Below are 11,811 nucleotides of genomic sequence, written 5' to 3'. Positions count from 1 at the left end.
AAGAATAGTCATGACAGAACAATTTAAGCCCAATACAACCGTTGCCGGAATAATTTTTCATCAGGATAAATTCCTGATTGTTGAGGAAGTCGATGACGAAAAGATTGTTTACAACCAACCTGCTGGTCATGTTGAAGAAAATGAAAACTTGATCGCCGCATTCAAACGAGAAGTATTGGAAGAAACCGGTTTACAGGTTGAACCCGATTTTATAAGTGGTATTTATTATCATTATCGCGAAGATATAAAACTACATTATCTTCGATTTTGTTTTGTCGTAGAGCTTAGTGACTTTACTGAAACGCAGCCCCAAGACAGTGATATCTTACGTGCTATTTGGTTAACTAAAGAAGAATTACTTGCTAAAGGTGAGCAAATTAGGAGCCCGCTGGTAGTCGAATGTTTAAATGATTTTTTAAATGGCAATAACTACCCGCTTTCAATTCTCAAAACAAATATAACTTCTGTTAATACATAACAAATTTATACAATAATTTTCTATATATTAGACACAATATTTACTGTCAGATTTTCCAATTCATGCTACAATTCGCGCCATTTTTACACCTACTTGGAATTTAAAGTCTTTGAATACTGAGCAAAACACAGCAAATAAAGATATTAAAGTTATCGTCGGCATGTCTGGCGGTGTTGATTCGTCCGTTTCAGCTTACTTGTTATTAGAACAAGGTTATCAGGTTGAAGGTCTGTTTATGAAAAACTGGGAAGAAGATGATGACGATGAATATTGTGCTGCCGCAGATGATCTTAAAGACGCACAACAAGTATGTGAAAAGCTTGGTATTGAATTACACACAATAAACTTTGCTGCAGAATACTGGGACAATGTTTTTGAGTATTTCCTTGAAGAATACAAAGCTGGACGAACACCTAATCCAGATATTATGTGTAATAAAGAAATTAAATTTAAGGCGTTCCTTGAGTTTGCTTGTGAAGACTTAGGCGCAGATTACATTGCTACAGGGCATTATGTTCAACGCAGAGCTGATGCTGACGGCAAGTTTGAAATGTTGCGCGGACTAGACAGTAATAAAGACCAAAGTTATTTCTTATATACATTGAGCCACAAGCAAGTGGGTCAAACGTTATTCCCTGTCGGACATATTGAGAAACCTGAAGTGCGTGCAATTGCTGAGCGCGAAGGTTTAGTTACCGCCAACAAAAAAGACTCTACCGGTATTTGTTTTATCGGTGAGCGTAAGTTCAAAGACTTCTTAGGAAAGTTTTTACCTGCTCAACCTGGTGTTATTGAAACGGCCGAGGGTGTTGAAGTTGGTAAACACGAAGGCTTAATGTATCACACCTTGGGACAGCGCAAAGGCTTACACATTGGTGGTTTAAGAGATGCCGGTGAAGAACCTTGGTATGTAGTTGATAAAGACATGCAACGCAATGTATTAATCGTCGGCCAAGGTAATAAACACCCTCGCCTTTTTTCTAAAGGATTAATCGCATCGCAATTGCATTGGGTCTCACGAATCGATTTATCAATAAGCCAGTCTATACAATGCACTGTAAAAACTCGTTATAGACAAGACGACGTGGTATGTACTGTCACACGTTTAGACGATGAAAATTATCAAGTAGTTTTTGAGCAAGAACAAAGTTCAGTTACACCTGGACAATCGGTAGTATTTTATCAAAATGAAATTTGTTTGGGTGGTGGCATTATCGACACCCTGATCAGATGATAACGCTAGATAAAAAAGTATTAAAACTATTATGAGCATGAAAGAACAGACTTTAGCCTTCGCCGGAATTTGCCAAGTTGCAATGATGGCACAAGGTATTGCCCGCAAAAATCATTGTGATGAAGATTTATTTAACGTAATGATGAGCAGCATTGTAAACACCAATCCAGCAAACTGCTTAGGCGTGTATGATGATAAACTGGAAAATGTCAGTGATGGACTGATGATGATAATTGCCCAACTAGGTGACAAGAATCCGAAAAAAGACCCAGAAATCACCCGCTATATCGTTAGTTTATTAAATTTAGAACGACGTTTACAAAATAAGCCTAAAGTTATGGCTGAACTTGGCTCTCGCATTGAGCAATGTTCTCGCCAACTTGATCATTTTGATTTAGATAGTGAACATATGCGCAATTCATTTGCGAGTATCTACACCGATGTAATAAGCCCGCTAGGTGCAAAAATACAAATTGCCGGTGATCCAAATATATTAAAACAGGTTGGTAATCAACATCGGATTAGAGCGTTATTGCTTGCTGGTATTCGTGCTACCGTTTTATGGCGTCAAATGGGCGGTAAACGCCGAACGATTTTATTCAGACGTGGCAATTTTGTTGCCACGGCTCAACAACTACTTAAACAGATTTAAAATTTAAATTATAAAACTTAGGAAAACTTATGGAACTTTCAAGCATTAGTGCAATTTCACCAGTAGATGGTCGTTACGGCAGCAAAGTAAAAGCCCTACGTCCGATCTTTAGTGAGTTTGGTCTGATCAAATACCGTGTAACTGTAGAAGTTCGCTGGTTACAAAAATTAGCCGCAACAGCAGAAATCGCTGAAGTACCAGCATTTTCAAATGAAGCGAATGCCGTATTAGATGCTATTGTAACTGACTTTTCAGAAGCCGATGCTGCTCGCGTAAAAACCATTGAAGCGACTACAAACCATGATGTAAAAGCCGTAGAGTACCTATTAAAAGAAAAAGTTGCAGCTTATCCTGAGCTTGACGCAGTTTCTGAATTTATTCACTTTGCCTGTACGTCTGAAGACATCAACAACTTATCTCACGCATTAATGTTATCTGATTGTCGCCAAGAAGTTTTATTACCGGTAATGGATGAAATCTTAAGCGAGATTAAAAACCTAGCGCTTGAATATCAATCAATGCCAATGATGTGTCGTACTCACGGTCAACCTGCAAGCCCAAGTACTATGGGTAAAGAAATGGCTAACGTTTATGTACGTTTAAAGCGTCAACGTGATCAAATTGCCAATGTTGAAATGTTAGGTAAAATTAACGGCGCTGTTGGTAACTATAATGCTCACATATCAGCTTACCCAGAAGTAAACTGGCATGAGTTCTCTGAAACATTTGTTACCTCTTTAGGTGTTACATGGAATGCTTTCACTACTCAAATTGAACCACATGACTACATTGCTGAATTATTTGATGCTGTGGCACGTTTCAACACAATACTAATCGACTTTGATCGTGATGTTTGGGGTTATATTGCCTTAGGTCACTTTAAGCAAAAAACTATTGCTGGTGAAATTGGCTCTTCAACAATGCCGCACAAAGTTAACCCTATTGATTTTGAGAACTCTGAAGGTAACCTAGGTATTGCAAACGCAATATTGAACCACCTTGCACAAAAACTTCCTGTATCTCGCTGGCAACGTGATCTAACCGACTCTACAGTTCTTCGTAATTTAGGTGTAGGTTTTGCTCACTCATTAATTTCATACCAGTCTACGTTAAAAGGTATGAGCAAGTTAGAAGTAAATGAGCAAGCGTTATTAGATGAATTGGACAAAAACTGGGAAGTTTTAGCTGAACCAATTCAAACGGTTATGCGTCGTTACGGTATTGAAAAGCCATACGAAAAACTGAAAGAATTAACTCGTGGTAAACGTGTTGATGCTGACTCTATGCGTGCATTCATTGATACTTTAGCAATGCCTGAAAGCGCTAAAGACGAATTAAAAGCTATGACTCCAGCAAGTTACATCGGTCGAGCGATTGAGTTTGTTAACGAAATCTAAGCTGTTGTTTAGTTTTCGGAATATAAAGGCGCATTAGCGCCTTTTTTACTTCAGGGATGAAGGAACTTAGAATTGCCATGTATAGTTTAAATTCTTCTGTTTCTCACTACACTATACTTTTATAGAAACCAACATATTTATATAAGAACCAAAATGAAAATAGATTTTAAAGATTTAACTCCAGAAACCTTTCTTGCTGAATATTGGCAGAAAAAACCATTAATCATCAAAGGTGCTTTTGCTAATTTTGAAGATTCAATAGACGCTAACGAATTAGCTGGTTTAGCGATGGAAGAATTTATCGAATCTAGGATCATTAGTTGCAACAATTCCAAGTGGGATGTGAAACATGGGCCCTTTGAAGATTTTAGCGAGTTTGGTGAAGCAAACTGGACCCTACTTGTGCAAGCAGTTAATCATTGGTCAGCAGATGTTGATTCATTAATTGAACCATTTAAGTTTATTCCAAATTGGCGTATTGATGATGTTATGGTCAGTTTTTCAACTCCAGGTGGCGGTGTTGGTCCCCACTTGGATCAATACGATGTATTTATCATTCAAGGTGAAGGAAAAAGGCGTTGGCAAGTAGGTAAACCTGATGCTTCCTTAACAGAGCTAATTCCGCATGAAGATTTAAAGCAGGTCTCAATGTTTAATGCAGTAATAGATGAAATTACCGAACCTGGCGATTTACTTTATATTCCGCCGAACCACCCACACAATGGTGTGTCTATTGATAATTCAATTAATTACTCTGTTGGCTTTCAGGCGCCAAGTGCACAGGAGTTAATATCTGCATTTGCTGATTACCAACTGGACAATCATTTATTTGAACAACGATTTGATGACAGCAAACGACGAGCGACAGACAAACCAGAAGAAATCGAAGGTTCAGATCTAAACCTACTACATAACGTAATGACATCCGCATTTAAAGACGAAGGTTTAGTACAGGATTTTCTAGGTAAATACTTAACAACAGTACACCACACCTTAAATTTGCTCGTTCCTGTTGAACCTTTGCCGATCGAGCTGATAAAAGAACTTTTAGCGGAAGGCGAAGTACTTTACCCAGTATTAGGTCTGAAGTGTATATTAATAAATCAACATGAAATCAAACGCTTATTCGTAAATGGAGAAAACTTCCCGGTAGACACTGATACTATTGAGTTAGCAAAATTATTAGCTAGCAAAAAACCTTTGACGAAAAACTTAGTAGAAAGTTCATTAAATTGTTTGAAAAACCAACAACTGTTAACTAGTGTTATTAATAAGGGGCTCTGGTGTTTTGAGTGTGACTAAGGTTTATTCTTTTAAATTAAGTTGCTGTGCTTAATTTTAAAGAACGGCGTGGAAATGTATTTTTGTGGTTTACCAAGTAAATATTGTTGATTGGAAACAAGCGAAGCAACAATTAAAATCTGTACGGGAAAAGGTATTTGTTTGTGAAAGACGTATACCTTATAACGTCGAGTTTGATCGCCATGACAGAAAAGCCTATCACGTATTAGTCATTGAACAAGGATCACAAGAGCCTATTGCAACAGGACGTATTACCAACCAAGGTGAAATATCAAGAGTTTGCGTAGTTATGTCTAAACGCAAGTCTCCAGTTGGTAAAGAAGTTATCGATGCCCTTCTCAATATTGCCAGAAACAATAATCTTTCCGAAGTGTATATAAACAGTTCGTTAGATGCTGTTGATTACTTTGCCCGTCATGGGTTTGAACCGGTCGGTTCAGTGTTTATGGAAGCAGGCATGCCAAGACAGCGCATGGCATGTTCATTAGGACAAATAAACTTTAAACGCTTCTATTTGTCCCACTGATTTATTTATATACTCTTTAGTCTTCTGGCCATATATCATCTTTTTCACATAATTCAAAAAGCCCTTCTGCGCGACTGACCAATAATCTAGCAAAATCCAACTGAGTCTGATCGTTAACAGTCTGCACAATGTTTTGAGCTTGTAATTGCCACTTCATCGAAAAATTACGCAACGCATCTCTTACGTTATCAGCTGCAGATGTAGAAATATGATCACAAGGCAAATCACCACTTATTACCCATACGGATCCATCTGACATGGTGTTAAGTTTCCATACGGCTACTATAGGCACTAAGTATCGACTGTCTTGAGGCGCTACATTATCTGTTACTACCCCTTTGTCGGCCAAGTATTTCGTTGCTTTTAGGTATTGTTCACGAACCCAAGCAGATTGCTGCTCTTCGGTTAAATTAAGTTGTTCTGACATTTTACTTCTCATCAAAATAGGTTGAGTCAATACTCGCTGAAAAAAAGGGTTTTGACAAGTATAACTTAAAGATACGTTGAGTAATTTGCTGTAACTAATTCTTAACGAATGTTTGTGTGTAATTATTGCTAAATAACTAGCGTTTAGTCCAAGTAAAATGCTATGTTGCGTCCACAAAAATATACTTATGAAATTGGTTGTTATAATTACTTTAGCAACGGATTATAAATTGGAGAAAACTGTGTCTTATTTTGATTTAGTCGATTTTGATCACCATGAACAAGTTGTTTATTGTTCAGATGAGCAATCAGGTTTAAAAGCAATTATTGCTGTGCATAATACAAATTTAGGCCCAGCTGCTGGTGGTTGTCGTTTTTGGGATTATTCAAACGATGCAGATGCACTAAAAGACGTTTTACGTTTATCTAAAGGCATGACTTATAAAAATGCTATGGCCGGCTTAAAGCTTGGTGGTGGTAAAGCGGTTATTATAGGAAACCCTAAACAACTTAAATCAGAAGAGTTATTAAAAGCATTTGGCCGCGCCGTTAACAATTTAAACGGTCGATACTACACCGCTGAAGATGTGAACATTACAACAGCTGATATGGCTATTGCTAATCAAGAGACCGACTTTGTTTCTGGTCTTGAAGGAAAAAGTGGCAATCCAGGTCCATTCACGGCATACGGTACACTGCTAGGCATTAAAGCTGCGGTTAAATTTAAACTTGGTAAAGATACGTTATCAGGTGTCAAAGTTGCGGTACAAGGCCTAGGCAGCGTTGGTTATTCATTATGTGAACAACTTAAAGCTGAAGGTGCAGAATTAGTTGTAACAGATATTAATCAACAAACTCTTGAAAAAGCGGCTAAAGAGCTCGATGCAACAGTAGTTGCTTTGGATGACATCTATAGCCAGGATGTTGACGTATATTCTCCATGTGCTTTAGGTGCAAGTATTAATGATGAATCAATCAAACAATTAAAAGCAAAAATTATTGCCGGTTGTGCCAATAACCAACTTGCTGAAGCACGTCATGATCAAGTATTAAAAGATTTAGGCATTTTATACACACCTGATTATGTCATTAATGCTGGTGGTATCATCAATGTGGCGCTAGAAATCTACGAAGATGAGTATTGTGCAAAAACAGCAACAAGCTTAGTTGAGAATATTTATAATACGTTAATGCAAGTATTTGAAAAAGCGGCGCAGGAAGATTTACCAACGGGTATTGTCGCCGATCAAATGGCTAGAGAAATAATCAAGAACGGACATAAATAATTATACAAACTTATGAGCTAACGCTTTAAAGTATTAAATAAAAAGCCCGGTTAAATTAAATTTAACCGGGCTTTTTTTGGCTATGTTCCATTATCGGTTACAGGTGCATTAACAACGCCTGTATAGGATGCTTCAATTGTTTTTGCCCCAGCCTTTTCACTTGACTACGACATGAAAACCCCGTTGCTAATTGATACGATGTATCACCAGCATCAATCGGTTGTTGCCAGCTTAACTCATATAAACCTTGCGAATTAGCTTGGTTTTGTTTTTCATGCCCGTAGGTACCGGCCATTCCACAACAGCCCACACTGATCGCGTTTAATTTTAAACCAAAGAAGGTAAAAATTGATTGCCAATCTGATTCAGAGCTTGGTAATGCTGTTTTTTCAGTGCAATGACTAAATAATTGGTATATGGGCAAGTATTTAGACTCTTTAGGTTGCTCATTAACCATGATTTGTTTTAACCATTCATGACTAAGCATTACTTCAAAATCACCACGTTTTTCAGCAAGTATTTGTTTATATTCATCTCGATAACAAAGCACTAGTGACGCATCCATTCCCAGCATAGGAATGTTTAACTGATGAATTTCATTTAATAATTCACTTGCTGTTGCTGCAGTTTTCGTAAATTGAGCTAAAAAACCTTTCACATGTTGAGGTTTACCATTTGGCATGAACGGTAACAAAATAGGTTTAAAGCCAAGCTTAGCAATAAGTTTCATCATATCACTAACAAGCGAGGCTTCGTAAAATGACGTAAACGGGTCTTGTACAACTATTACGTATTTAGACCTTTGCTCAAGTGATAAATTTTGTAGGTTTTCTAAATTAAATGTCTCAAAGTTTTCATCACTAATTTCAGCTTTTAGCGTAGGTACAGACAATAACGGCGTATCAATGTACCCTAAAGCATGCTTACTGAATGATTTGAATAAACCGTTATTAATAGAGAAATTAATTACCGATGGTAATTTTGCCATTAATGGCGCTAAATTTTCAATTTGGCCAACAAAATGATCTTTCATTGGTCTTAAATATCTTGAGTAATACACTTGTGCAAATTGTGCTTTAAAGTCTGGCACATCAACCTTTACCGGACACTGACTGGCACACGCTTTACACGCTAAACAACCACTCATAGCTTCCATCACTTCATGAGAATAGTCGTAACCACCAACTTTACTCTTAATGGTATTTAACGTTTTTAATGCCATAGTCTTGACTGATACGTGCGTAGATTCACGTTGCAATTGTTTAAAGTCGACACCTTTATCGGCAAGTAAACGTAACCATTCGCGCATCAAACCTGCGCGCCCCTTTGGTGAGTGCCTTCTATCTCCAGTAATTTTACTTGATGGACACATTGGGCTTTTACTATCAAAGTTAAAGCATAAGCCATTACCATTACAGTTCATTACTGATGGTAAGGCTTCTCTAATAGTAATTGGAATTTCACGATCATATGCACCACGTTTTTTAGCATCAACGCTAACCAGTTGCTCATTACTGTCCAGTGGCGTACATATTTTACCCGGGTTCATTTTATTGAGAGGATCAAAAGCAGTTTTAATCCTTCTTAACTCATTAAAAAGCTCATCACCGAAAAATTTCGGGCCATATTCACTACGGTAGCCTTTACCATGTTCTCCCCACATCAAGCCGCCATATTTAGCTGTTAATGCGACAACTTGGTCAGATATTTCTCGTAGGATAACTTCTTGCTTTGGATCACACATATCAAGCGCTGGACGCACATGTAGAACACCGGCATCGATATGTCCGAACATACCATAATCAAGGTTATAACTATCAAGTAGTGCTCTGAACTCTAAAATAAAATCGGCTAGGTTTTCTGGAGGAACCGCAGTATCTTCTGCAAATGCTAACGGTTTTGCTTGGCTTTTGGCATTACCTAATAAACCTACCGCTTTTTTTCGCATAGCATACAGTTTGTTAATACTGCCTAAGTCATAGGTAACTTGAAATCCAATTACTCCAAGAGTCTGCTGCTCTATATTTTGGTTAAGCGAGGCTGATAAAAGCTCAATTTTTTGTTCGACGTCGTTTAACTCTAAACCAGTAAATTCAACAATGTTTAAACCGTCCATTGTTTTATTTTCAACGTCACAGATTAAATCTTTCACGGTATGCCAAACCACATCTTGTTTGGCTAAATTTAACACTTTACTGTCAATGGTTTCTACCGATAACGCTTTTGCTTCAAGCAATGCTGGCGCATGTCTTAATGCTGACTCAAAATCGTTGTATTTTATATTGACCAAAGCCCTGGCTTTTGGAATAGGTGTAATATTTAATTTTGCCTCGGCGACAATTGCTAAAGAGCCTTCAGAGCCCGTTATTAAACGACCTAAATCAAACTCAGACAAATCGTCGTTAAACACATTTTCAAGGTCATAACCTGTTAAGAAACGGTTTAAACGAGGGAACTTAGCGATGATTTGTTCACGATTTTCAGAACAACTGGAAAAAGCAGTTTTATATAACTGGGCAATCGAATTTGGTTGGCTTATAAGTGCTTCTGTTTCTGCGATAGTTTTAGCTTTAGTAGAAAATTCGTCACCATTTGCTAGAACACAGCGCAAGCCCAATACATGGTCTGACGTTTTACCGTAAACTAACGAGCCTTGCCCCGAAGCATCAGTATTTATCATGCCGCCAATAGTGGCACGGTTACTGGTAGATAAATCTGGAGAAAAGAAAAACCCCAGCGGTTTTAAATATTCATTGAGCTGATCTTTTACTACACCCGCTTGAACTTTAACCCAGCCTTCCTGCACATTAACATCGAGGATTTTGCGCATATGCTTGGATAAATCAACAACAATACCTGGTGTTAGCGATTGTCCGTTGGTCCCTGTACCACCTCCTCTGGCACTAAATTTGATCTCATTAAATTTTTCAAGACTCGAAATTTGATTGATCAATTTAATGTCTTCAACAGTTTTTGGGTGTAAGACAGCTTGTGGAAGTTGTTGATAAATACTGTTGTCTGTCGCTACAGCAAGACGGGAACTATAGTGACATGAAATATCACCAGAAAAATTGGATTTTTTCAGGGCTTTAATATATTGCTGATATATCGGTGCAATAACATCTGTAAAGTCTAAACGAGGTAACATAGTGCTCTAATGAACTAAGAATGTAGAGAGCCCTATGATGCTAAATATTTGTTACGAAAACAAATGCTTTCTGCTTACTTAATAGAGAAATACGCTATATACCGATAACTTTGATGGAATTTTTGTCAAAGTTTACTTTAAATGTATATTCAGCCTGACCATTTTCTGTAGATGTGAAGCTACCACTGCCCTGTATACCGATTAAGTCCCCAGTAGAGTTTTCACTAATAATGTCAAACTTACTACTGGCGATTCCTTGTTCAAATAGACCGTCATGCTTTAATACTAATTGGCCTTGTTTTCCATCAATAGTGACATTCATCACTTCATAACCGACAAAACAAGCAGACGTTTCCGTTTTATAATTCATCAAATATTTTATTGATGAATCACCTTTAATATCGCCATTATAGGTTTGTTTTATTTGTGCATAAGATTGCTTTCCGCCTTCATCAAATACAATATGTGATTCTTCATCCCATTGGGTTATTTGGAATATACCGGTTAACGTTTTGCTCATATTTTCACTCTTTAGTTAGATAACATCGTCATTTACCATGATTAAAAAACCATCAAACATCAATGGTTCCGGTCAAATACTTAACCGCTTTACCGCTCACTAAAACTCTGTTGTTTAAAAGCTTACATTTCACTAAACCGCCGCGCAATGAGGCCTGACGGGCCTCCAAACAAGTAACGCGTAACCGAGAGTGCCAGTATGGAGCAAGCCCAGCATAGATAGAACCGGTAACCGGGTCTTCATCACCACCATTGGCTGGCCAAAAATAACGACACACAAAATCATAGTCTTTAGATGGCGCTGTTACTACCACATCTAACGGTGCTAACAGTTTGATTTGGTCTGAATTTTGTACAACATTTATAACATCAGATTCATTTTCATAAACAGCAAAGTATGCTTGTTTATTTTTAAGAACCAGGATTGGTTTAATCGATAAACCAGATATTATTGGCAATGGTATTTCATCAACCGCCTCTGGTGTCATTAAAGGGAAATTCATGGTAATAAATTCGACATCTTTTTCAACGGTAAAATCCCCTACCGCATCGGCATGAAATATTAATGAGTTCAATCTTGAATTGTCGGTAAATAACGCATAGGCGCTTGCTAGTGACGCATGGCCGCAAAAATCGATTTCCGTTATCGGTGAAAACCAACGTATATGAAAACGTCCATCAGGCAATTTAACTAAGAATGCTGTTTCTGAAAGCATATTTTCAGTAGCAATAGACTGCATCAACTCATCACTCAGCCATTGTTCTAGCAGTACTACAGCAGCTGAGTTCCCCTTAAATAACGTATCAGTAAAAGCATTAATAAATTGAATGTTAAGTTGCACA

General features: G+C 37.6%; 11 protein-coding genes. 7 read left to right on the top strand and 4 right to left on the bottom strand.

Features of this window, described 5'->3' with window-relative positions; genetic code table 11:
• Positions 1-10 precede the first annotated feature (10 nt).
• From RI845_RS09140 to RI845_RS09115, 6 genes are all read left to right on the top strand, one after another.
• Positions 11-478 carry an NUDIX hydrolase gene (locus tag RI845_RS09140; protein ID WP_348389430.1) on the top strand — a complete coding sequence of 156 codons (468 nt, stop codon included), beginning with the start codon at positions 11-13 and terminating at the stop codon, positions 476-478.
• A 109-nt stretch (positions 479-587) separates the two neighbouring features.
• Positions 588-1,712, top strand: coding sequence for a tRNA 2-thiouridine(34) synthase MnmA (mnmA, locus tag RI845_RS09135; protein WP_348389429.1), 1,125 nt, complete (start codon positions 588-590; stop codon positions 1,710-1,712).
• Between the two features lie 37 nt (positions 1,713-1,749).
• The gene (gene hflD / locus RI845_RS09130) at positions 1,750-2,364 is read left to right on the top strand and encodes a high frequency lysogenization protein HflD (RefSeq protein ID WP_348389428.1); all 615 of its coding nucleotides are present in this window, start codon (positions 1,750-1,752) and stop codon (positions 2,362-2,364) included.
• A 29-nt stretch (positions 2,365-2,393) separates the two neighbouring features.
• Positions 2,394-3,761, top strand: coding sequence for an adenylosuccinate lyase (gene purB, locus RI845_RS09125; RefSeq protein ID WP_348389427.1), 1,368 nt, complete (start codon positions 2,394-2,396; stop codon positions 3,759-3,761).
• A 153-nt stretch (positions 3,762-3,914) separates the two neighbouring features.
• Entirely contained in the window at positions 3,915-5,063 is a 1,149-nt protein-coding gene (locus tag RI845_RS09120; RefSeq protein WP_348389426.1) for a cupin domain-containing protein, read from the top strand.
• A gap of 64 nt (positions 5,064-5,127) precedes the next feature.
• Positions 5,128-5,589, top strand: a complete 462-nt coding sequence (locus tag RI845_RS09115) for a GNAT family N-acetyltransferase (RefSeq protein WP_348389425.1) — start codon at positions 5,128-5,130, stop codon at positions 5,587-5,589.
• Positions 5,590-5,605: 16 nt separating this feature from the next.
• Here RI845_RS09115 and RI845_RS09110 read toward each other — a convergent pair whose 3' ends face one another.
• Positions 5,606-6,016, bottom strand: a complete 411-nt coding sequence (locus RI845_RS09110; RefSeq protein WP_348389424.1) for a DUF4826 family protein — start codon at positions 6,014-6,016, stop codon at positions 5,606-5,608.
• Between the two features lie 241 nt (positions 6,017-6,257).
• Here RI845_RS09110 and RI845_RS09105 point away from each other — a divergent pair, with 241 nt between their 5' ends.
• A complete protein-coding gene (locus RI845_RS09105; protein WP_348389423.1) occupies positions 6,258-7,301 on the top strand; it encodes a Leu/Phe/Val dehydrogenase in 1,044 nt (347 codons plus the stop codon).
• A gap of 97 nt (positions 7,302-7,398) precedes the next feature.
• Here RI845_RS09105 and ydiJ read toward each other — a convergent pair whose 3' ends face one another.
• From ydiJ to RI845_RS09090, 3 genes are all read right to left on the bottom strand, one after another.
• Entirely contained in the window at positions 7,399-10,449 is a 3,051-nt protein-coding gene (ydiJ, locus tag RI845_RS09100; RefSeq protein WP_348389422.1) for a D-2-hydroxyglutarate dehydrogenase YdiJ, read from the bottom strand.
• A 94-nt stretch (positions 10,450-10,543) separates the two neighbouring features.
• Positions 10,544-10,969 (bottom strand): DUF3224 domain-containing protein, encoded by a 426-nt coding sequence (locus RI845_RS09095; protein ID WP_348389421.1) that lies wholly within the window; start codon positions 10,967-10,969, stop codon positions 10,544-10,546.
• A 52-nt stretch (positions 10,970-11,021) separates the two neighbouring features.
• On the bottom strand, positions 11,022-11,810 hold the full coding sequence (locus RI845_RS09090; RefSeq protein WP_348389420.1) for a PhzF family phenazine biosynthesis protein: 789 nt from the start codon (positions 11,808-11,810) through the stop codon (positions 11,022-11,024).
• Position 11,811 lies beyond the last annotated feature (1 nt).

Origin of the sequence: Thalassotalea nanhaiensis (assembly GCF_031583575.1) — a bacterium.
Taxonomy (GTDB): domain Bacteria; phylum Pseudomonadota; class Gammaproteobacteria; order Enterobacterales; family Alteromonadaceae; genus Thalassotalea_A; species Thalassotalea_A nanhaiensis.
This window is presented reverse-complemented; position numbering and strand designations above follow the sequence as displayed.